The organism is Enterovibrio nigricans DSM 22720 (assembly GCF_900167155.1).
In the GTDB taxonomy this organism is placed as follows: domain Bacteria; phylum Pseudomonadota; class Gammaproteobacteria; order Enterobacterales; family Vibrionaceae; genus Enterovibrio; species Enterovibrio nigricans.
Map to the genome: position 1 here is coordinate 20,995 of NZ_FUXU01000031.1, position 21,259 is coordinate 42,253.

Genomic DNA, 21,259 nt, shown 5'->3' on the forward strand with positions numbered 1-21,259 from the left:
ACTCCTTATTCATTCCTTGAAATAGGCGGGTTGCGTCCTGCAACTTGGTAGCCTCTTTGCTGCATAAATGTTTGTAGAGGCCCAAGTTCAGACATCGCATCTGAACATGTGTCGCCCATCACATTGATGGCGGCGTTTGCTGCCCCCATAGCAACAGCGTCTTCTAAACATTGATGGTTGAGAAGGCCGAATAACAGAGCGGCAGCAAAGGCATCTCCTGCGCCATACGGTTTACGTGCGTCGACCTTAAAGATCGCCTGAGAGAGGCTGACAAGGTTATTGTTCATATCCAAGCCAAAGACATCACAGCCTTCAGAGCCTGCTTTTACAACCACGAGTTCTGTGTTTCTGCTTAACAGTTCTGACGCTGCATTGATGTGGTTTTCTTTCACATCAAACGGCACGCCCATTACCTCAAACTCTTCTCGATTGCCGATGACGACATCACTAAAAGAGGCCGCGAGTTTATAGAAATGCGGCGGATCATCAGAAGATGCCCACGAGTATGGACGGTAGTCGAGATCAAGCACCACGAGCGTACCGGCGAGCTGCGCTGTTTGCATTGCATGCAAGGTGGCTTCTCGTGACGGGCTTTTTGACAATGCTGTTCCCGTGACAAAAAGACACCGTGCCGAAGCCAGATAGTCCCCGTTGATGTGGCCTGTATTTAGTGCCAGATCTGCAGCATTGTTTCGGTAAATCACGACATCAGGCTCGGGGCGTAGCTCAGCGATCGCCAAACTGGTCCGATACTCTCCACTTAGCGTGAACACACCATCGAGGTTGATGCCTTTGTCTGTCATGTAGTGCCGTACATAGTTGCCATGCGCATCGTCAGACAAACAAGAGATAAAGCCTACCCGAGCACCGAGTGTGGCAAGTCCAACAGCAACGTTGCCGGACGAACCTCCTACGCACTTTTTAAAGCCTGACTCGTGGATGAAATCAGCACCGCCAGTGTTGCCATAAAAGTCGACACCTGCGCGACCCAGACAAATTACATCGAGAGGTCGATTGGCATTGGAATGCCAATCTGACAGGTGAATGGAATCAGTCATAATCCACCCAAACCGCGCCGTTATCCGCGGATTTCACACAGGCGTTTACCAATTTCACACCTTCGATACCGCCATTGATGTCGGGGTACCAATGCGTTTCCAAAAAGTCGCTGTCGCCACGCTCGAAAGCGTCGATTGCCAGCGAGTAGCGGTGATAGATGTTCGCCCATGATTCGAAAAAGCCTTCGGCATGTCCGCCACCTTGGCGGTTTGCAGAGACACCCAGATCATCATTGTGCAGATAGCCCATGCCGCGTTCCAAAATACGGACAGGCTCCCCTTGAATTTCGTACCTGAGTTGATTCGGGTATTCATCCCACCACTCTAGGCTGGCTTTTTTGCCCACAATGCGAATTTTTTGTTGGTGCATCGAACCACAATTGACAGCACTGGCCCACAAGGTCCCGACGGCGCCACCTTCAAATTGAAAAACGATGTGTGCATTGTCTTCAAGGGGTGAGCGGGAGGCGATGAAGCTTTGTCGAGAACACATTAAGGATTTCACTTTTAACCCTGTGATCAACCCAGCCATATAGAAGGGATGTGTTCCGCAATCACCAATGATAAAACTAGGGCCCGAGACTTCAGGGTTCATTCGCCATTTCGCCCCCGGGCTGTCCTTCTCCACTTCGGTATTGTGAAATCCGTGGGCAAAGGACATTTGAACAACCCTGACTGCGCCGATGTCGCCACGTCTAACCATCTCTTTTGCCTGTTGCACCATCGGAAATCCGGTATAGCCGTACATGACCGCCAGCATTTTGTTTTGCTTTTCTGCCAGCGCCTTAAGCTTTAAAGCGTCTTCGACATGAATGGTAACGGGCTTCTCACATACCACGTGTAAGCCCGCTTCCAGCGCAGCTTTAGCGATTTCGTAGTGGGTGGCGTTTGGTGTCGCGATAGACACAGCCTGAATACCGTCTTCGCGCTTGGCCTCTTCTGCAAAAAGTGTCTTGTAGTCCGGATAACAGCGTTCAGCGTCTAGCCCCAACTTTGTCCCGAAATCACGTCCGCGCTCTGGATCAATATCCAGTGCACCGGCGACAAAGATAAAAAGGCGGTCACGCTGTGCTGCGGCACGGTGTGAGTAACCGATTTCACTGCCTCTTCCGCCGCCGACCATTCCCCAACGGATGGGGGCGTTCAGTTGCGTTTCTTCATTAAACATTTCACGCTCTCCTTTTCGCTAATGTTAAACGACACGACGTTGGTGTTGACGTCCCTGTTCCCACTTATCACGTGCCTCTATAATGTTTGGGTCATCGGTTTCTTGAGGAAGCCCGACTTCCCACCAGGCATCGCATGATGACCACACGGTGTCATCGATATCGACCACGAGTACGGCGGTACGATCTGCTGCTTTCGCGCGTGCAAATGCGGCTTCAAAATCTTGCAGTTGCGTGACTTTCTCCGCGTGTGCGCCAAGGCTTTTGGCATGGTTGACAAAATCAACCCTTGGTAACGCGTAATCTCGTACAGATGTGCAATCTTCGAGTTGATTGTTGAATGCGACGTTACCTGTGTTGGTTTGAAGTTTACGGATCACAGCGAACCCGCCGTTGTCACACACCACCACGATCATTTTGTGTCCGGTAAGGACTGAGCTGTAGATGTCGGAGTTCATCATCAGGTAGGAGCCGTCTCCGACCATGACGATCGACTCGTTATCAGGGCGTGCAATTTTATTACCCCAACCCGCGGCAACTTCATAACCCATACACGAGAACCCAAACTCTATGCCTAATGCATAGGGGTAGGTGGTTTGCCAATTCATGTTAAGTTCTGCCGGTAAACCGCCAGCAGCGGTGATCACGCGATCGCCCTCATTTACCAGTTGGCTAACTTTACCGATGACCTGCGCGTATGAGGGTAACGCTGTGTCTGTTGCCGTCATTCGGGTATTGACGATGTTTGTCCACGCCGCTTTCTCTTCCTGCCCTTTTCCGACCCAAGCGTGATCGACGCGATGGTCGTTGAGCTTTTCATCTAACTGCTCAATGGCCGCTTTCGCATCTGCAATGATGGATTGCGCTCTGTGCTTATTGGCGTCAAATCGGCCCGCATTAATGCTGATAAGTTTCATGTTTTCGTCTCGGAACACTGTCCAAGAACCTGTGGTGAAATCTTGTAAACGCGTCCCTATGGCCAACACCAAATCGGCGTCATGACACATATGATTTGCACTGTTTGAACCTGTTGCGCCAATAGGGCCGCAATTTAGTGGGTGCGCATCGGGCAGTAGAGTGCGCCCAGCTATGGTTTCAACAACGGGAATTTGGTGCTTTTCAACAAAGTTGACCAACGCGTCTCTTGCACCTGAATAAAATACGCCGCCGCCAGCAATGATAAGTGGGCGTTTCGCCGCTTTTATGGCTTTCGCTGCAAGTACCAGATCAATATCTTCGGGTTGAGGGCGACGAATACGATGCACGGTGGGGGTAAAGAAACTTTCAGGGAAGTCCCACGCTTCGCCTTGCACATCCTGTGGTAATGCGATGAGAGCTGGCCCACAGTCTGCGGGGTCAAGCATGGTCGCGATGGCTTGTGGCAGCGCCACGGTCAACTGCGAAGGTGCGTTGATGCGGTCCCAAAAACGTGTCACCGACTTAAACGCATCGTTTACTGTCAGTGATGGATCAGAAAAGTGCTCTGTTTGCTGAAGGACAGGATCCGGCAGTCGTGACTGAAAAGTGTCGCCACACAACAGCAACAGTGGGAGGCGGTTGGTGTGGGCAACACCCGCAGCGGTCACCATGTTCGTTGCGCCAGGGCCGACAGATGACGTTGCAATGCCAATTCGTCTGCGTTGATTTGCACGGGCGTAAGCAATGGCAGCGTGAGCCATCGATTGTTCATTTTGACCGCGCCATGTCGGAAACACTGATTGGTTCTCGTACAACTGTTGTCCCAGACACGTCACGTTCCCATGACCAAATATCGCAAATGCGCACCCAAACAGGGAAGTGACCTCTCCGTCTATTTCAATTTGTTGAGCGGCTAGGTATCGCACCAAAGCCTGTGCTGTTGTGAGTCTTACTGTTCCCATCCTGGAATCTCCCGCTAGTTTTCCTTATTTGCGTTAATAGTAGTCATGTAATGAAAATGTTTTCAAACTGTGAATATTGAAAAACCTGATTTGCACCTCATTTTTCATTTTACTTTGCTGTTCATCCACAAATTGCGCAGTTTTGAGACACTTGGTTGTTTGACAAAGTGAAATCATTACCATAATTGTTTATAGCGTGTTAACGAATATTTAAATTCCATGTTTTGTTGTGTGAATGAAGGTTTGTTCCATTCGCCGAAAGGGAACAGGCAATGAAGGATGAAAGGCAATTAGGAGGCCTCTTTGGAACTGAAAATAGCGAATGCGCCTTGCTCTTGGGGTATTGAATTTGCGGATAACCCGGCCAACCCTACTTGGCAAACCGTTTTAAACGAGATCTCAGGTGCGGGATACGGTGCAACGGAACTTGGCCCTTTAGGCTATCTGCCGACCGATAAAGATGTGCTTAATAACGCGCTGACATCGAGATCTTTGGGGCTTATTGCAGGAACACTTTTTGTTTACCTGCATCGCCCAGAAGAGCGTGAGGCTATTTTTGAAAAAACGCATGTCACGTGCCAAATCCTGAAAGGGCAGGGAGCAAAGTATTTGGTCGTTATCGACCACGTTTCTTCTCCCAGAACCGATCAGGCGGGCCAAGTTGAAACAGCCACAAGACTGACCGATGCGCAATGGGAAGAGATGATGCAAACCTTAAGGGGTGTCGGCGAGATCTGTGCGCAGTATGACGTGATCCCCACACTTCATGCGCATGCTGGCACCTTTATTGAGTATCGCGATGAACTTGATAAAGCCATGCGAGATTTGCCCCCTGAGCTGATGTCTCTCTGTGTTGATACCGGACATTGTGTGTATGCAGGTATGGACCCAAGTGAAGTACTCACAACCTATAAAGACAGAGTGAAGTACCTTCATTTTAAAGATATCAACGCAAACGTATTGGCAGACTCTGTCGCATCAGGGACGGATTTCTATACCGCGATTGGAAACAATATTTTTTGCCCGTTAGGACAGGGCTGTGTCGATTTTGAGGAGGTTAAACAAACTTTAATAGACATTGATTTCAAAGGTTGGGTCACCGTAGAGCAGGACACAGATCCTGCCGCGAAAAGTGATGCCAAAACAGACGCTGAAAAAAGCCGCATGTTTATTGAGAAAACAGTAATTGCTTAATGGAGCCGCTGCGTTGGAGCAGTGAAAAATTGGGTCGTTATGGCCCAATCACAAAAGGAAAGTGGAGGAAGTATGTCGGTAAAAGAAGCCGAATCAGGGACAGATTCAAAACAACTCGCGCCGGGTGATGAGCGCGTCAGACAGGTCTCAACGGTCAACAGATTGCTGTCACGGCCAGAATTAGGTTCAGTATCCGGGGCGATTCTCGTCTTTGCATTTTTCGCGTTAGTTGCCTGGGATTCAGGCATGTTCAATGCCGACGGCGTGGTCAACTGGACCGTGGTATCTGCTCAACTTGGCATCATTGCCGTGGGTGCCTGTTTATTGATGATTGCTGGAGAATTTGACCTTTCAATAGGCTCAATGATTGGTTTTGCCGGCATGATGATAGCGATACCCGCTGTGTACTGGGATTGGCCTGTCTGGGCTGCAATTATCTTTGCGTTTATTGGCGCAATGGCGGTGGGGTTCATTAACGGCTATATCGTCGTACGAACGGGCCTTCCTTCTTTTATTGTCTCTCTTATTGTCTCTCTCGCTTTTTTGTTCATTTTACGTGGTCTTACCATCGCTATGTCGATTGCGCTGACGAACAAAACCATTATATCCGGCGTTGGAAATCTCGCGGAAGGTGATTGGTTAGCTGCAATGTTCGGCGGAGAGATAGGGGTTGGATTCTTTAATTGGCTTGCCAGCGTTGGGTGGATTGAAACGTATTCTGATGGCTCCCCCATTGTCTCCGGTATTCCTATGGTCGTGGTTTGGTGGTTCTTGCTGACGGCTGTTTGTTCTTTTGTCCTATTACGAACGCGTTTTGGTAACTGGATTTTCGCCTCTGGCGGTGATGCCAATGCCGCCAAGAATGTCGGTGTACCGACAGGTCGAGTCAAAATCATGTTGTTTATGTTTACCGCTTTTTGCGCGACGGTGTTTGCTGCGTGTCAGGTATTGGAGTTTGGCTCTGCAGCCGCTGACCGTGGTTTGCTTAAAGAGTTTGAAGCGATTATTGCAGCAGTCATTGGTGGGGCGCTATTAACGGGCGGTTATGGCTCTGTTATTGGCGCCTTTTTTGGCGCACTGATTTTTGGTGTGGTTCAGATGGGCATCTTTTTCACAGGGGTGGACTCGGATTGGTTCCGCGTGTTCCTTGGCGTCATGCTCCTTATCGCAGTGTTGTTTAATAACTTTATCCGCAAGAAAGTAACCAGCGCGCGATAGGTAACGACAAACAAAGAAACGGATTTCAGGAGAGTGAACATGTCAGAGTACATCCTAGAACTAAAGAAAGTCAGCCGTTACTTCGGTTCAGTAATTGCACTACAAGATATCGATATGGAAGTGAAAATGGGTGAGGTCCACTGCCTGCTTGGTGATAACGGTGCAGGAAAGTCCACCCTGATCAAAACACTTGCTGGGGTTCATAAACCCTCTGAAGGTGAGTTTTTGATGAACGGGAAACCAACCACGTTTAACTCACCGCGTGATGAACTGGATGCGGGTATCGCGACAGTGTATCAGGACCTCGCGCTCGTCCCCTTAATGAGCGTGACAAGAAACTTTTTTATGGGGCGAGAGCTCACTAAAAAGATCGGACCGTTCGACGTCTTTGATACTAAGCGAGCCAATGAAATAGCGACTGCTGGTATGGCAGAAATGGGTATCGATGTTCGCGACCCAGAGCATCCTATTGGCACCATGTCAGGCGGGGAGCGTCAATGCCTTGCTATCGCTCGTGCGATACATTTCGGCGCAAAGGTTCTCATCCTGGATGAGCCGACAGCGGCACTGGGTGTGAAGCAGTCGGCCAACGTATTGAAAGTGGTTGCACGCGCCAGAGGCAAAGGGCTTGCCGTCATTCTCATTACCCACAATGTTCACCATGCTTACCCGATAGCCGACCGATTTACGCTGTTAAACCGAGGGAAAAGTATGGGCTCATGGTTGAAGAAAGACGTCACCCGAGAAGAGATTCTGGAAATGATGGCTGGTGGACAAGAGCTGGCATCTCTGGAAGCAGAATTAGCTGAGTTCCAACGCGCAGATACTGCGACAGCGAATTAAGCTTTTATTGCAAGAAAAGAAAATATTGGAAGAAGAGCAAATGGGCAAAGGCATCCCCAAAAAGTATTGCCTTAACAGAGCAGGTAGCAGGAATGCACCTGCCATGGAATAAATAATAAAGTAACTTGGAGAACACCGGATGAATACCCTACTTAAATCTGTAGCAAAGAGAGCGTCCGTCCTTGTGTTAGCAATAGCAGCCAGTGCGGCTGTTATGCTCCCCAGTACTGCACTTGCTGATGGCGAGCGCATTGTATTAGTGAGCCACGCACCGGATTCAGACTCTTGGTGGAACACGATCAAAAACGCCATTCACACGGCGGGTGATCAACTAGATGTCGAAGTGGAATACCGTAACCCTACAACGGGTGACTTGGCTGATATGGCACGTATTATCGAGCAAGCTGTTGCGTCAAACCCTGATGGTATCATCACGACGATTGCTGACTATGAAGTATTGAAAGGGCCACTTGAAAAAGCAAAGAAAAAAGGCATTCCAGTTGTCACCATTAACTCAGGCACACACCAGCAAAGTGAAGACGTGGGTGCGATCCTCCACGTCGGTCAACCAGAATACGATGCAGGTTTTGGTGCGGGCAAGCGTGCTAAGCAAGACGGTGTTAAATCGTTTGTATGTGTAAACCACTACATCACGAATCCTGCGTCTGTTGAGCGTTGTCAAGGCTTCGCCGATGGCCTGGGTGTTGAACTTGGTAGCCAGATGATCGATTCAGCTCAAGATCCTACTGGTATCGAGAAAAAAGTCATGGCATACCTCCGTGCCAACCCAGATACTGATGCAGTGCTGACTCTGGGTCCAACGTCTGCACACCCTACTATTCGTGCACTTGAAAAAAATCGTCAACTTGGAAAAATTTACTTTGGTACGTTTGATTTGAGTGGCGAAATTGCACAAGGCATTAAAGATGGCAACATCCAGTGGGGCATTGACCAACAGCCATTTCTTCAAGGCTATATTCCTGTCATGGTACTGACGCTGTACAACCGTTATGGCATTACGCCATCGAACAACATCAACTCTGGTCCGGGCTTTGTTACCGCAGAAAATGTTGAATTGGTTGAGAAACTTGCAGGTGAATACCGTTAATCAATAGCACGGTCGCCGCAGTCATCTCCCCCTTTGATGGCTGCGGTGATCTTTTACAGTCTCGAAAGTTCAAAATGCCCCAAAACCAGCAGCTCTGGTGGTGTGCAATCACAAATAATTTCATTAAGATAAAGCCAGTGCCTTTAGGGCAAAGGATGATACTTTAAGCGGGAATGCGTATGTCCAAACAAATTCAGGATGAATCCACACAAATTCAAAAAAAACGAAAGGTCACGGTTGTGGAGGTCGCGGAAGCTGCGGGCGTTTCTGTCTCTGCGGTATCGCGTGCATTCAACCCTGAAGCGAGTATTTCTCTCCCTCTTCGGGAGAAAGTATTTAAAGCTGCGGCTTCCTTAAACTACAAACCAAACCGTCTCGCAAGAGGAATAAAGTCCCGTTCCAGTCTCGTGGGAATATTAATGACGGACTTTAATAACCCGTTTTATTTGCCGATTCTCTCGCGCTTCACGACGGAAATTCAAAGACGAAATTGTCACAGTTTACTGATCCACGTTGATGGTGACATGGATATTCAAGCGGCAGTAGAGCTTGTAATGGAGTACAACGTAGATGGGCTGATTATAACCTCAGCTACGCTGCCTCAACCTCTGGTAGACGCATGTCGCTCCCAAAATACCCCAGTGGTAATATTTGGCCGAGATTCGAGTGAAAACAGTGTGACCATCGTAAGCTGTGACAATGTACTGGCAGGCAATATGGCGGCTGACATGTTACTTGATGCGGGATATTTAAAGCCAGCATTCGTGGCTGGGCCGATTGGTACATCTGCAACGCTTGATCGTCAGCGTGGCTTCATCGCACGATTGATGGAGAGGGGCTGTCAGGAGTGGCAGGTTGTTGAAGGTGGAGAATTTAGCTACGACGCCGGATTCGATGCAACACTGCGCGTTTTTCAACACACAGAAAAACCGGACGCGTTATTTTTTGCTGATGACATCATGGCATGTGGCGGTATGGATGCACTGCGTTATGAGTTGGGCTTTCGTGTACCGGAAGACGTGGGTGTTGTGGGTGTGGATGACATTCGCTTGGCGAAGAGTCGTTCTTACAACCTGTCGACAATCAGGCAACCTAACGAGCAAATGATCCAAAGCTCGATTGATGCGTTATTTGAACATATTTCGGATTCTAATTTACCCCCGCGTTCTATTACGTTGCCGTGCGAGGCTGTGGTTCGTGGTTCAACGAAAAAGTAAGTCAAACGTCTTCGTGAATGCAGAGCCCTGAAACGTAACGTGGCGGGGTTGTTCTGAATGTAAAATGTTTATTTCAAAATTAGTGCGAAGGTATTACACTTCCTTGGTTCATTTTTGATAGGGAATCTCATGGCAACCGCAAATCATCTGGCCGAACTTCAGTTACAAATCCGTCAGCGTTATCCTAGGTTAAGTAAGCGATTACAACAGGTTGCCCAATATGTTTTGGACAACCCAAATAGCATTGCCTTTGATACCGTTGCCGTGATTGCCGCCCATGCCAATGTTCCACCTTCTACGTTGATTCGTTTTGCCAATGCGTTTGATTTCAGCGGCTTTAATGAAATGAAACAGCTGTTTCGTCGAAAGTTGGTAGAAGAAACCTCCAGTTATACCAAGCGCGCACAGCTCATTCAGCGCGAAGAACACAATACCGATTGGGGAGAAACACCTTCCGATGTGCTGAATCAATTTGTTCATGCTAATTCCCTGGCATTGCAAGAACTCACGACAACGATGTCAGACGAAGATCTGAACCATGCCGTCGACCTCTTAGAAAACGCAGAGACCATTTATGTTGTGGCGATGAGAAGAGCATTCAGCATCGCATCTTACCTCGCCTATGGGCTGTGTCATCTCGAACGAAAGGTCATTCTCGTTGATAGCATTGGTGGGATGGGGGCTGAGCAGTTAAGCCGTATCAATGAAAACGATGTGCTCATTGCGGCGAGTTTTTCACCGTACTCTCCCGAAACGGTTACCTTGTGCCAAAACGCCAATAAATCTAAGGCAAAGCAAATCGTGATCACCGACAGTCAATTAAGCCCTTTGGCATTAACCAGCGATGTTTGTTTTTTGGTCAACGAAGCCGAGGTGGAATCATTTCGTTCTCAAACAGCGAGCCTTTGTCTTTCGCAAAGTCTTGTTGTTTCACTCGCGTTTCGTTTAAGTCGAAAGGAAACTGTGTAAGCATTCCTTTCGACTTCCCTTCAAATTAAGCGCGCTGCTTTTCAAGCAGCTTCGCTAAAGCACGCTCAAAGCTCGCCGGTTCAAGCCTTTCATCGAGAGCACGAACGAGCAATGCCTCCATGGTTTCTGGTGCAAGCCCGCCAATTGGAGGATCGATATCCAGATTGGTTGGGAAAGAATACCCGTCAGCGGCGATTGTGGTTATTGTTCGTTTTTCTTCTCTACTCAAGTGTTCTGAATCCCAAAGTGCCGAGAGTGAAGGATAAATCGTGCGGGAAATGTGTGCGAGGTCAACCGTTTCCATCGGCTTTGCGAATACGGAAGATATCTGCAATAAATTGGCGCAGCGATGTAAGTTTGACGTGAGATTGGCACCTGCTGCATGGAACAAAGCGGGGTTGAAAAAGACCGCATCTCCTTTTTCCAAAGGCACCTGCACACAATGTGCTTCGAAGTAATCTTGAAAGTCCTTTTGATGGTAAGCGACATATCCAAGTGGGTAGAGTTGAGAATAAGGCAATAGCTTTGTTGGGCCACTTTCCAAAGGCATATCGCTATGCGCTACAGCACCCTGAAGCGTTAGCATGGCGGACATCTGCTGGCTATGCAGTGGATACCGTAACGTTTCTTCCGGTTGCTGGAAGCCTAAATGGTAATCGCGGTGTGATATCTGTGCCTTCCCGCCGGGTCTGACGATGTTCACTTGCGCAGTAACTTGAAAATGTGGGCCAAGCCACGCTTCGCTTACACAAGATAAAAGCGGGTTTTTGTAGTAGTCAATAAAGGTTTCAGGGTCAGAATCGGCACTTTTTTGAAACACATTCCAGATACGTCCGTTAGCTTGGGCGTTTTTGCTAAACCGTGAACTGACTGCCCCAAAATGGTCACCGGCCCCAAACCCACTTTCTACCTCCAATATCTGTTCAAACACGGCACTCATACGGTCAATCGCGTTTGCATCTTGAAAGAAGTTTTTAATGGCAATGACGCCGGGACCATTGAGCAATGCTCGCGCAAATTCTTCTTGATAGGCTCGCGTGTCTGAAAGGTCGTTGATGATGTCAGAGCCATTATAAATCAAGATGTTATTTGTTATGTCTGTCGCCAGAGGGTAGTGTTTTTTTTGTGTTGTGCGTGCGCAAAACAGGCTGAACTCATCAAGGTTACATGCCTGTTCGGTGTGGTACGCATTAGGCTCTGAATGATTTTGCATTTCCCATCTCCTGCTTGTTTTTTCGTTCCAATCCTTTATTTCACTTTAACATTAAAATGAAATGTTAGTTTCAAAATAGTGAGAACTGAAAAAAATGTTCTATTATTGGCTAATCGAGCTTGAACGATGTACCTGAAAGGACAGACAAGGAGGTTAAATGTCTGAATTACTGAATAAGCGAAAACCTTTGGATATTCATGGGCGATTTCAACATATTACGCCGGAGTTTGCGGGCTGGAAGCACGTTGGCTTTGAGGTATATACACTTGAAGCCGCGCAATCACTTTCATTTTCTGCTGCGCCAGATGAAGAAATATGTCTCGTGCTTGTTGGTGGACGTGCGAATTTTACGCTGAACGGAAATGCACTCGGTGAGCTGGGGGACAGAGATGGCCCCTTTGATAGAAAGAAACCGTACTCGGTGTATGTCACTGCGGGTGACAGCGTTTCGTTAATAGCGACATCAATGCTGGAATTGGCCGTGTGTCGCGCACCAGGGAAAGGGACATATCCTTCACGTGTGATAGGGCCCGAAAGCGTTGGTGCTGAAGCCAGAGGGGCAGGGAACAACAAGCGTTATGTTCATAATATTTTGCCCGATACCGCAGAGGCTGACAGCTTACTCGTGGTAGAGGTGTACACAGACGAAGGATGTACCAGTTCTTATCCCAGTCATAAGCATGACAGAAATGCTCCGCCTCATGAAACTCAACTGGAAGAGACCTATTACCACCGTCTGAACCCTGCTCAAGGCTTTTGTATTCAACGGGTATATACCGATGATCGTGAATTAGATGAGTGTATGGCGGTGTATGACGGTGATGTGGTTATGGTGCCGAAAGGCTATCACCCTGTGGCGACGATAGCAGGGTACGACAGTTACTACCTCAATGTGATGGCGGGCCCTGTTCGCCAATGGCTATTTACATGGGAAAGCGATCATGAATGGGTCAATAGCCCTGTCTATGCGCAGAAACACCCCGTGTAACCTCTGTCATGTCGTAAATTTGCTCTAAGTATCAGCAAAAGGAGAAGCTATGTTTAATATCGCGTTGTTCGGCTGTGGACGAATAGGGAAAGTCCATGCTGTGAATATTGCTGCACATCCAAGCACCCAAATCAAAGCTGTTATCGACCCTTATCATGAAGGGGCGGTACAACTGGCCAACCAATATGGCGCGCAGGTCATGAGTGTTGACGAAGCGTTGTCAGATAAAAGCATCGATGCTGTGTGTATTTGCTCGGCGACGGATACGCATGCCGATCTTATCGAGCGTGCAGCACAAGCCGGAAAGGCCATTTTTTGCGAGAAGCCCATCGATCTCAGTTTATCCCGGGTTCAGTCCTGCCTTGAGGTCGTGGAGAAAGCGGGGGTAAAACTGCTGGTCGGCTTTAATCGTCGTTATGATCCGCAATTCAGAACGCTGAGAGAACTGTTCGATAGCGGCGCGGTGGGCAGAGCGGAAACGCTGGTGATCACCTCCCGTGATCCTTCTCCCCCGCCTCCGGACTATGTGCGTGTGTCGGGCGGTATTTTCCGCGACATGTCGATTCACGATTTAGACATGGCACGTTACATCCTAGGCGAAGATCCGATATCGGTATCTGCGCATGGTGCTTGTATGGTTGATCCTGCCATTGGTGAAGCCGGTGACATTGATAGTGCGGTGATTGTATTGCACTTCCCATCAGGTGTGATGGCCAACATTATTAACAGCCGTCGTTCTGGTTATGGTTATGACCAGCGGGTAGAGCTGCACGGCAGTAAAGGCATGCTGAAGGCGGGGAATGTCCGTGAGCACTTGGTTGAGCATTGGAGTGATGAACATTGTGCTGCGGCCAAGCCTCAGAATTTCTTTTTAGAGCGTTATCGGGAAGCCTACATTGATGAATGGCATCACTTTGTTGACGTATTAGAAGGGAAAGTTGAACCGCAATGTACGGGCGTTGATGGAGAACTCGCACTGGTACTCGCAGATGCTTGCGTGGAATCACTCAAATCACATCAAACCGTTTTATTGAAATAAAAATTCCATGGCTGAACGAAAAAAGAATGCAGTGAACACGCTGCATTCTTTTTTTTGTTAAATATCGCCCACCGGATTCAATAATAAGAAATCACGAATAAACAATGTATTAAGCGTCATTTTTCGGTGTTGTATGTTGGCGAACAAGCGATACATTGTGAAGTGTATGTTTCGATATTTGCGATATTTGCGATATTTGCGATATTTGCGATTTTTATGGGTTTTTAGTAATCTTAATGAAACGTACATTTCATTTAATGGATAAAGCAGGGAGCGAAAGGTGAGTAAGACGCTGGATGTGATATGTCTTGGACGCGTTGCCGTCGATTTATATGGTGAGCAGGTAGGCGCAAGACTTGAGGACATGAGAACGTTTGCGAAGTATCTCGGTGGGTCGTCTGGCAATGTCGCCCACGGAACGGCAAGGCAAGGATTAAAATCAGGCATGCTTGCTCGTGTCGGGGACGAGCATATGGGGCGATTTGTTCGTGAAGAATTAGAACGTGAGGGTGTGGATACCAGCCATATCATTACCGACAAAGAACGTCTTACGGCACTCGTCGTGCTGGGGATTAAAGACTCAGAAACCTTTCCACTTATCTTCTATCGAGATAACTGTGCTGATCAGGCTATCGTGCCTGAAGACATCAGTGAAGACTATATTGCTTCTGCGAAGTGTCTAGCTATTACAGGTACTCATCTTTCCAACCCAAGCTCAAGAGAAGCCGTACTGACTGCATTGCGTTACGCCCGTAAACACGGTGTTAAAACGGCATTAGACGTGGATTATCGGCCTGTCTTGTGGGGGTTGACATCGTTAGGAGATGGCGAGACGCGTTACATTGAGTCTTCTTCGGTAACGGACAGCCTGCAAGAAGTCCTCAGCCTGTTTGACCTCATAGTAGGCACTGAAGAGGAGTTCCACATTGCGGGTGGCTCCGATGATTCTGTGACGGCACTGAAAAACGTGCGTGAACTGACAGAGGCCGAGCTGGTCTGTAAGCGTGGCCCTCTTGGATGCAGTGTATTTACCGACGACATTGGCGAGTCGCTTGACGATGGTATAACCATCCGCGGTGTTCGGGTAGATGTCCTCAATGTGCTTGGTGCAGGCGATGCGTTCATGTCGGGACTGTTAAGGGGTTACATCAATGGTGAGTCGTGGGAGCAAAGCTGTCGCTACGCCAATGCATGTGGTGCGCTGGTGGTTTCACGTCATGGCTGCTCTCCCGCAATGCCTACTAAGGAGGAGTTAGATTATTACCTCGAAAACGAAAGCGACATTCCGAGACCGGATCAAGATGCTGCATTAAATCACTTGCACCGTGTGACCACACGTGAAAAAGAATGGCCGGAGTTGTGCGTGCTTGCTTTTGACCATCGCGCACAGTTTGTGGAAATGGCGAGACAAGCAGACATTGATGTTTCACACATTCCATACTTGAAAAAACTGATCTGGCAGGCCGCCCAAGAAACAGCACAAGAATATGGCCTTGAAGGAAAAGCCGGGATCCTCTGTGACTCAACGTTCGGTATGGATGTGCTGAATGATGCTACTGGATTTGGTGACAACGTAACTAAGCGTTGGTGGGTGGGAAGACCTATCGAACTTCCAGGGTCGCGTCCTCTTCAACTTGAGCATGGCAATATCGGAACTCAACTTGCAAGCTGGCCGAAAGAACAGGTCGTTAAATGTTTGGTGTTCTACCACCCTAACGATGACGCCGAGTTGAAAGTGCAACAGGAGAGCTTATTAAAAGAAGTTTATGACGCCTGTTGTGCGACAGGTAACGACCTGCTTGTTGAGGTGATTTTACCGAAATCTATGCCGCAGTCAGATGTCGTCAATGGAAAGCACTACTACCACCAGACCATGAGTCGCTTATATGACATTGGTATTAAACCCGATTGGTGGAAACTTCCGCCATTAACGCTTCCAGAGTGGGAGTCGGTGGATGCATTAATTGATGAGAACGATGCACACTGCCGCGGCGTTTTGCTGCTTGGCTTAGATGCCCCGATAAATCAATTGAAAGCGGGTTTCGAGGTGTCTTTAAAATCTAAATATGTCAAAGGTTTTGCTGTGGGACGAACCCTATTTGGTGAACCCAGTAAGCAGTGGATGCACGGCGTGTTGGATGACGAGGCGTTTGTTCAACGGGTGAAAGCGAACTTCTTAGCGTTAATTTATTTTTGGCGTTCAAACTGATTGTGGCGAATAGGGAAATTAAACAATGGAAACTATCCAAAACTTTATTAATGGACAGGTAATTGAAAGCAACACTGACCGATTTTCACCTGTCTATAATCCAGCGACAGGTGAACAAACACGTCAGGTTGTTTTAAGCACGCGGTCGGATGTGAAAAGCGCAATTGAAATGGCGCAGGCGGCATTCCCTCGCTGGGCTAAAACGCCGCCGTTGAGACGCGCTCGCGTGATGTTTAAATTCAAGTCATTACTGGAAGCAAACCAAGATACGCTGGCGAGAATGATCAGTAACGAACACGGGAAAGTGTATTCCGATGCCGTGGGCGAATTGACCCGCGGATTGGAAGTGGTTGAGTTTGCCTGCGGGATCCCGCACCTTCAAAAAGGTGAGAGTTCAGCGAATGTTGGCTCAGGCGTTGATAGTCACTCTATCATGCAACCGTTAGGCGTATGTGCAGGTATCACACCATTTAATTTTCCAGCAATGGTACCTATGTGGATGTTTCCAATCGCGATTGCAACAGGAAACACTTTTGTATTAAAGCCATCAAAAAAAAATCCATCTCTGTCCCTGATGTTGGCAGAATTGCTGAAAGAGGCGGGGTTACCTGATGGTGTGTTCAATGTGGTCAATGGCGACAAAGAAGCGGTGGATGTATTGCTGACAGACCCGCGAGTTCAAGCCGTGAGCTTTGTCGGTTCAACGCCAATTGCTGAATACATTTATACAACAGCATCGGCAAATGGAAAGCGCTGTCAGGCGTTGGGTGGGGCGAAAAACCACTGTATTTTAATGCCAGATGCTGATTTGGAAATGGCGAACAATGCCATCGTCGGGGCGGGATTTGGTGCAGCGGGTGAACGCTGTATGGCTCTCTCTGTTGTCGTCGCAGTGGGAGATGAGATTGCAGACAAGCTTGTCTCGTCGCTAACGAAAAGTATCGACACAATGACAGTGGGACCGGGTATCACTGAAGGAAAAGAAAATGACATGGGGCCCGTTATTTCGGCCGTACACAGGGATAAAATACTGGGCTACATCAATTCGGGTGTAGATCAGGGCGCCAAATTGGTTGTGGACGGCAGAGACTGTCAGGTAAGTGGCCATGAGAATGGCTATTTTGTCGGGCCAACACTCTTTGATGATGTAAGCCCGGACATGACCATTTACCAAGAAGAGATCTTTGGCCCTGTATTATCAATCGTTCGTGCGCCAGACTACCAAACGGCGTTGAATTTGATAAACCAACATCAGTACGGAAATGGCTCCGCAATTTTCACTCGTGATGGTGAAACTGCCCGTCAATTCAGCGAAGATGTGTTGGCCGGTATGGTTGGGGTAAATGTGCCTATTCCAGTGCCGATGGCTTTCCATAGCTTTGGTGGCTGGAAGCGCTCTATCTTTGGCCCATTGAACGTGCACGGGAATGACGGAGTCCGTTTTTATACCCGCATGAAGACGGTGACAACCCGTTGGCCTGCAAGTGTGCGACTGGAAACCCACAGTAGCCATTTCACCATGCCAACCATGGAATAATTCCACAGATTAAAAAGCCCGCAGAACGTAGTTTTGCGGGCTTTTTCTTTTATCTGAGCGAAGAAATGCTGTCTGAAACCTTTTTTGCCAACGCAAACAAATCCGGTCTATAAGCAAAGCCTTCCGTTGTCAGTGCGTAGTCTTTCCACAGATTTGTCGCCTCAGCATTTTTGCCATTATCGAGATATCCTTCAGCGAAATACAGCACCTGCATCTGAAGAAAATCTGACCCATGCCATTGCTTGTTATACCGTTTAAGAACATTTTCAACGATGTTTTCTGCCCGCGTAAATTGGCCTTGTTTCATGAGCCCTTTTGTATAATACGCCACAGCTTCTTCCATCAAGGGGACTCCATTTGAGAGGTACATGATGGTAAAGTCAGACAGATCATTCTGTGATATTTCATGAAAAAATGCGCTACTTAACCCTCCATGCCCAGTAATGCTGGTTGCGAAATACAGATAGACCAGTTTGCTGATCCCCCCGATATGTACTGGGAAATGTCTCTTTACTTCCTCTACAGTGAGTGAGCCAGAGGGGGAGCGTAATAGTGTGTTAAATAACTGATAAAAATCATCATGGGTGGGTGTTTTTTGGTTGTTCTGTAACGCAGAAAGAGTCATATATTGCGAATAGGCTTGATGAAATCCATCCCAGTCTCGGTGAAATATCGCCAATGTCATTTGAGAGGGTGTTGTGCCAAAAAGCGGTTGTAAACTGGCGTTAATTTGAAATTGTGGTGTTTGACCTAAACCAAGAACTGTTTTCGCTTTTTCGGTTTGTCCCAGCAAGAAGTAAGCACTCGACAATGCATCGACGGCGTTTTGTGCTAACGCATTCTGCTTGCCAAATTTTTCCGTGATGAGTACTTCCGTTTCTTTCAGTGCCATTATCGATTCTTCTGGCTTATGAAGCCGAGTTTGAACCCATGGTTCATAGGACAGCATGGTCGTATTCAGCGACAGTGTTTTCGCTTTTAGTGTGTCTTTTGTCTCTGAATACTGGGCGATTCTAGATTTGTCGTTAAACACATACGCGAGATTAAGTGCTGAGTCGACGGCGAGATAGGTTTCACTGGCAAAGGATGTTTGGGCAATCCATTCATCTACAAGCACAAACAACCTATGAATGTCGTCTTTGGATACCGGATCATCCACATTCATCATGCGTTGTTTATAGGTACTCAATAGGTCGTGTTTTTCATTGAACGACAGAGCCAGCCATTGGGGTGTGTCGTTCAAAATGAAAGTCAAAATTTCATTGGTTACCGGGCCAACCAATTGCTTGAAAGGCGCTGATTGAAACCCTGGCATGTCGACCAGCTCTCCAAAGATTAACCAATCATGGAACGATAGCTGACGTTTAGTTGATAGGTTGCCCCAAGCCATTGCTGAGAATTCATGTGCCCAACAACCAGTTTGATCCCCCCACGTAGCGATACAGCCTTCGTCAAAGGATGCTTTAAGCCTTAGGTTTCTGACCCGGTATAGGCGCAAGGTAGCCTGTTGTTTTTCGTCGAAGACAGCATCGTTTTCGTTCAAGGCTTTAAGAATGGCATGGGTATCATCATGAATGTAGAGTGATTGCAGCCCTTTGATCAGCAGCGATCCGGTTTGGTACCTTGCGCCATCCGTCATCACCGAATGTGATGCTAACCATTCTTTTGCAGCGTAGCGATAGAGGCTTTCAATGCTTGGTGTTTCAAACGTATGGGCCAACTCTGGCTGGGAGTAGAGCAGGATATTAGAGAGTTGCTCAACCACCTCGTCACTGGTTTGTTTTTCAAGCACCAAAGCAACGTGTTGACGAACAAGAGAGAGCGATGCAGCGACCAGCAATGCAGAACTTAAAAAGACAATGCCGGATGTGATAGGCCATCGGGTGATGCCTTTACAAACGCGATAAAACACACTTTGCGAGTAGGCGTCGACAGGAAACTGATTGCGCCAGCGTGATATATCTTGCTGCATTTCGTCGGCATCGCGATAACGCAAAGACGCATCACGACTCACCGCTTTGGCGATAATGGCGGCACTTTCTTTGTCGAACCCTTTCTCGATAAAGTAGGCAGCACTGACACTCGGTTGAAATTCTTCGATTTCAAATGGATCATTACGCTCGAATAGCAGGTAGAAAAACAGCATACCCAGCGAGTAAATGTCAGAGCGTGAACGGTACCAAACCCCTTCTTTTTGCTCTGGTGCGCTCCAATGGCGTGAGAACGCAGTGATGTAGTCTTTAGCGATTCCATCCTCGTTGCTTGCTTGGTCATCAATCCGCTTGGAGAAGCCCAAGTCAATAATTTTCAGGTTGCCCTGATCATCAACAAGTAGGTTCTGCGGTTTTAAATCGCCATGGTATAGCCCACGGCTATGTGCATAAGCCATGCCTTCCATCAACTGCTTGAGCAAATGGAGGCGAATCGCTTTCGAAGGACGATGGATATCGAGGTAAACGTCGAGTTGACTACCATTGACATACTCAGTGACTATGCACGGCGTGCCATCTAAATCACCAGTACCAAAAAATTGGCAGATATAGGGGTGGTTCAACGCAATCAGGTTGCTGGCTTCGCGATAAAAGAGCGTTTGCCGTGCGCGCAGGTTCAGCACGCTGCCTCTAAGAATTTTAACGGCAGCGAAGTGCTGGCATTGCTCGGGTTTATCCGGAGATGTCAGGCTTTGTGAGGCGAGAAATACCTGTCCCGTAGCACCGCCTTCAGATAAGACTCTCTCAATGCGAAAGCCCATGACCTCTTTTCCGATAACATCTGGCGACGCTTGAGATTGCGCCTGTGAGGAGAAAAGCGCATTGCTAGCAAGCGTGAGGTCATCGCAGGATAAATCCAGCATCGAAGCCAAATCCTCGGCAACGTCAGCATTTTCCACTCGAATTTCATTCAGCCTGATGCGCTGGGCGTCAGGGGACAATTCCAGCAACGCTACATAGAGATCGGAAACTTCCATTAAGAGAGGGCTTTTCGAAGGTAGTTCGTCGCGAAAAGCAATCGGTTATTGACGGTGCGTTCGCTGACGTTTTGCATCAACGCGATATCTTTATTGGACGCTGCTGCAAAGTGTTTATATTCGAACGCATCTGCTTGTTCAGGGTAGCGGCTACGTAGGGTAGTCAGCACCACGTACAAATCACGACTGAGTGAATAATCGGGAAGGTGAGTGACTGCTTTCAGTTGTTCGACGTCGGCGTAGTCTTTCTTTTTGTGTTCTTTTTGCTGACTACTTTCGTGGTCGGCAAAAAGAAGGTGCCAGACAGAACATCTTACATAGTCGACGAATTCTTTGCGGTGCGTGAAGGGGGTTTCATCGTTTCGCCATTTATTCAGCTTCAAAATTGCTTCATGTGTCAGTTCGGTTGCAGTGGACTGACTGAAAAGGGTGCCGTGCGGTTGCTTTTTCTCTAGCATGGCCTGAACGATGGAATAAATATCCTGATAAGCGGCGACGAAAAAATCATTGGATTTTGATTTGTCGCGTGATTGCCAACCGTTAAGAATTTCGGTGGCGTCAATGCATTCTAATAGAGACTGCTTCTGATACATTTAGGGGGTATCTACTCTTGCAATCACATAACAAGCTGGATGTGATTGTTACTACTCAA

At 47.9% G+C, this 21,259-nt stretch carries 16 protein-coding genes; 10 read left to right on the forward strand and 6 right to left on the reverse strand.

From position 1 onward, the window contains the following. Positions 1-5 precede the first annotated feature (5 nt). Genes iolC through iolD form a run of 3 tightly spaced genes read right to left on the reverse strand, consistent with a single transcriptional unit; the run spans position 6 to position 4,104 of the window. On the reverse strand, positions 6-1,058 hold the full coding sequence (iolC, locus tag B5D35_RS12335; protein WP_078752876.1) for a 5-dehydro-2-deoxygluconokinase: 1,053 nt from the start codon (positions 1,056-1,058) through the stop codon (positions 6-8). Beyond that, positions 1,051-2,226, reverse strand: coding sequence for a Gfo/Idh/MocA family protein (locus B5D35_RS12340; protein ID WP_078752877.1), 1,176 nt, complete (start codon positions 2,224-2,226; stop codon positions 1,051-1,053). Before B5D35_RS12340 ends, iolC begins: the two co-directional genes overlap by 8 nt. 24 nt (positions 2,227-2,250) lie before the next feature. Beyond that, on the reverse strand, positions 2,251-4,104 hold the full coding sequence (iolD, locus tag B5D35_RS12345; RefSeq protein WP_078752878.1) for a 3D-(3,5/4)-trihydroxycyclohexane-1,2-dione acylhydrolase (decyclizing): 1,854 nt from the start codon (positions 4,102-4,104) through the stop codon (positions 2,251-2,253). Positions 4,105-4,407: 303 nt separating this feature from the next. Here iolD and B5D35_RS12350 point away from each other — a divergent pair, with 303 nt between their 5' ends. The 6 genes from B5D35_RS12350 to B5D35_RS12375 all read left to right on the forward strand — a co-directional run bounded on the left by B5D35_RS12350 (position 4,408) and on the right by B5D35_RS12375 (position 10,653). Continuing rightward, positions 4,408-5,298 (forward strand): TIM barrel protein, encoded by an 891-nt coding sequence (locus tag B5D35_RS12350; protein ID WP_078752879.1) that lies wholly within the window; start codon positions 4,408-4,410, stop codon positions 5,296-5,298. 72 nt (positions 5,299-5,370) lie between these two features. Continuing rightward, positions 5,371-6,516 (forward strand): ABC transporter permease, encoded by a 1,146-nt coding sequence (locus tag B5D35_RS12355; RefSeq protein ID WP_078752880.1) that lies wholly within the window; start codon positions 5,371-5,373, stop codon positions 6,514-6,516. A 39-nt stretch (positions 6,517-6,555) separates the two neighbouring features. After that, positions 6,556-7,359 carry an ATP-binding cassette domain-containing protein gene (locus tag B5D35_RS12360; protein ID WP_078752881.1) on the forward strand — a complete coding sequence of 268 codons (804 nt, stop codon included), beginning with the start codon at positions 6,556-6,558 and terminating at the stop codon, positions 7,357-7,359. Between the two features lie 139 nt (positions 7,360-7,498). Then, positions 7,499-8,467: a sugar ABC transporter substrate-binding protein gene (locus B5D35_RS12365; RefSeq protein ID WP_170915174.1), complete on the forward strand. Its 969-nt coding sequence runs from the start codon at positions 7,499-7,501 to the stop codon at positions 8,465-8,467. Between the two features lie 179 nt (positions 8,468-8,646). After that, positions 8,647-9,684 carry a LacI family DNA-binding transcriptional regulator gene (locus B5D35_RS12370; RefSeq protein ID WP_244556581.1) on the forward strand — a complete coding sequence of 346 codons (1,038 nt, stop codon included), beginning with the start codon at positions 8,647-8,649 and terminating at the stop codon, positions 9,682-9,684. A 129-nt stretch (positions 9,685-9,813) separates the two neighbouring features. After that, positions 9,814-10,653, forward strand: a complete 840-nt coding sequence (locus B5D35_RS12375; RefSeq protein WP_078752883.1) for a MurR/RpiR family transcriptional regulator — start codon at positions 9,814-9,816, stop codon at positions 10,651-10,653. Between the two features lie 25 nt (positions 10,654-10,678). Here the strand turns inward: B5D35_RS12375 and B5D35_RS12380 are convergent, their stop codons facing one another. After that, the gene (locus B5D35_RS12380) at positions 10,679-11,866 is read right to left on the reverse strand and encodes a phytanoyl-CoA dioxygenase family protein (protein WP_078752884.1); all 1,188 of its coding nucleotides are present in this window, start codon (positions 11,864-11,866) and stop codon (positions 10,679-10,681) included. Positions 11,867-12,023: 157 nt separating this feature from the next. Between B5D35_RS12380 and iolB the strand changes: the two genes are divergently transcribed. The 4 genes from iolB (at position 12,024) to B5D35_RS12400 (ending at position 17,639) form a co-directional block, all read left to right on the forward strand. Then, positions 12,024-12,854 (forward strand): 5-deoxy-glucuronate isomerase, encoded by an 831-nt coding sequence (iolB, locus tag B5D35_RS12385; RefSeq protein ID WP_078752885.1) that lies wholly within the window; start codon positions 12,024-12,026, stop codon positions 12,852-12,854. Between the two features lie 49 nt (positions 12,855-12,903). Beyond that, complete coding sequence (iolG, locus tag B5D35_RS12390; protein ID WP_078752886.1) at positions 12,904-13,893, forward strand: inositol 2-dehydrogenase; 990 nt, start codon at positions 12,904-12,906, stop codon at positions 13,891-13,893. 280 nt (positions 13,894-14,173) lie between these two features. Next, entirely contained in the window at positions 14,174-16,102 is a 1,929-nt protein-coding gene (locus tag B5D35_RS12395; RefSeq protein WP_078752887.1) for a bifunctional 5-dehydro-2-deoxygluconokinase/5-dehydro-2-deoxyphosphogluconate aldolase, read from the forward strand. Positions 16,103-16,127: 25 nt separating this feature from the next. Further along, positions 16,128-17,639, forward strand: a complete 1,512-nt coding sequence (locus B5D35_RS12400; protein WP_078752888.1) for a CoA-acylating methylmalonate-semialdehyde dehydrogenase — start codon at positions 16,128-16,130, stop codon at positions 17,637-17,639. A gap of 49 nt (positions 17,640-17,688) precedes the next feature. On the opposite strand, the gene B5D35_RS12405 is transcribed toward B5D35_RS12400, so the two are convergent. Both B5D35_RS12405 and B5D35_RS12410 read right to left on the reverse strand, forming a co-directional pair. Continuing rightward, positions 17,689-20,607 (reverse strand): serine/threonine protein kinase, encoded by a 2,919-nt coding sequence (locus tag B5D35_RS12405; protein WP_078752889.1) that lies wholly within the window; start codon positions 20,605-20,607, stop codon positions 17,689-17,691. Then, a complete protein-coding gene (locus B5D35_RS12410) occupies positions 20,607-21,200 on the reverse strand; it encodes an ECF-type sigma factor (RefSeq protein WP_078752890.1) in 594 nt (197 codons plus the stop codon). The genes B5D35_RS12405 and B5D35_RS12410 overlap by 1 nt, the downstream gene beginning before the upstream one ends. Between the last annotated feature and the right edge of the window lie 59 nt (positions 21,201-21,259).

Excerpts from the sequence above, each read along its gene's own strand:
- B5D35_RS12410 (WP_078752890.1), bottom strand. The coding sequence starts at position 21,200 with ATGTATCAGAAGCAGTCTCTATTAGAATGCATTGACGCCACCGAAATT.
- B5D35_RS12360 (WP_078752881.1), top strand. The coding sequence starts at position 6,556 with ATGTCAGAGTACATCCTAGAACTAAAGAAAGTCAGCCGTTACTTCGGT.
- B5D35_RS12355 (WP_078752880.1), top strand. The coding sequence starts at position 5,371 with ATGTCGGTAAAAGAAGCCGAATCAGGGACAGATTCAAAACAACTCGCG.
- B5D35_RS12365 (WP_170915174.1), top strand. The coding sequence starts at position 7,499 with ATGAATACCCTACTTAAATCTGTAGCAAAGAGAGCGTCCGTCCTTGTG.
- B5D35_RS12380 (WP_078752884.1), bottom strand. The coding sequence starts at position 11,866 with ATGCAAAATCATTCAGAGCCTAATGCGTACCACACCGAACAGGCATGT.
- iolD (WP_078752878.1), bottom strand. The coding sequence starts at position 4,104 with ATGGGAACAGTAAGACTCACAACAGCACAGGCTTTGGTGCGATACCTA.
- B5D35_RS12405 (WP_078752889.1), bottom strand. The coding sequence starts at position 20,607 with ATGGAAGTTTCCGATCTCTATGTAGCGTTGCTGGAATTGTCCCCTGAC.
- iolG (WP_078752886.1), top strand. The coding sequence starts at position 12,904 with ATGTTTAATATCGCGTTGTTCGGCTGTGGACGAATAGGGAAAGTCCAT.
- iolC (WP_078752876.1), bottom strand. The coding sequence starts at position 1,058 with ATGACTGATTCCATTCACCTGTCAGATTGGCATTCCAATGCCAATCGA.
- iolB (WP_078752885.1), top strand. The coding sequence starts at position 12,024 with ATGTCTGAATTACTGAATAAGCGAAAACCTTTGGATATTCATGGGCGA.
- B5D35_RS12400 (WP_078752888.1), top strand. The coding sequence starts at position 16,128 with ATGGAAACTATCCAAAACTTTATTAATGGACAGGTAATTGAAAGCAAC.
- B5D35_RS12375 (WP_078752883.1), top strand. The coding sequence starts at position 9,814 with ATGGCAACCGCAAATCATCTGGCCGAACTTCAGTTACAAATCCGTCAG.
- B5D35_RS12370 (WP_244556581.1), top strand. The coding sequence starts at position 8,647 with ATGTCCAAACAAATTCAGGATGAATCCACACAAATTCAAAAAAAACGA.
- B5D35_RS12340 (WP_078752877.1), bottom strand. The coding sequence starts at position 2,226 with ATGTTTAATGAAGAAACGCAACTGAACGCCCCCATCCGTTGGGGAATG.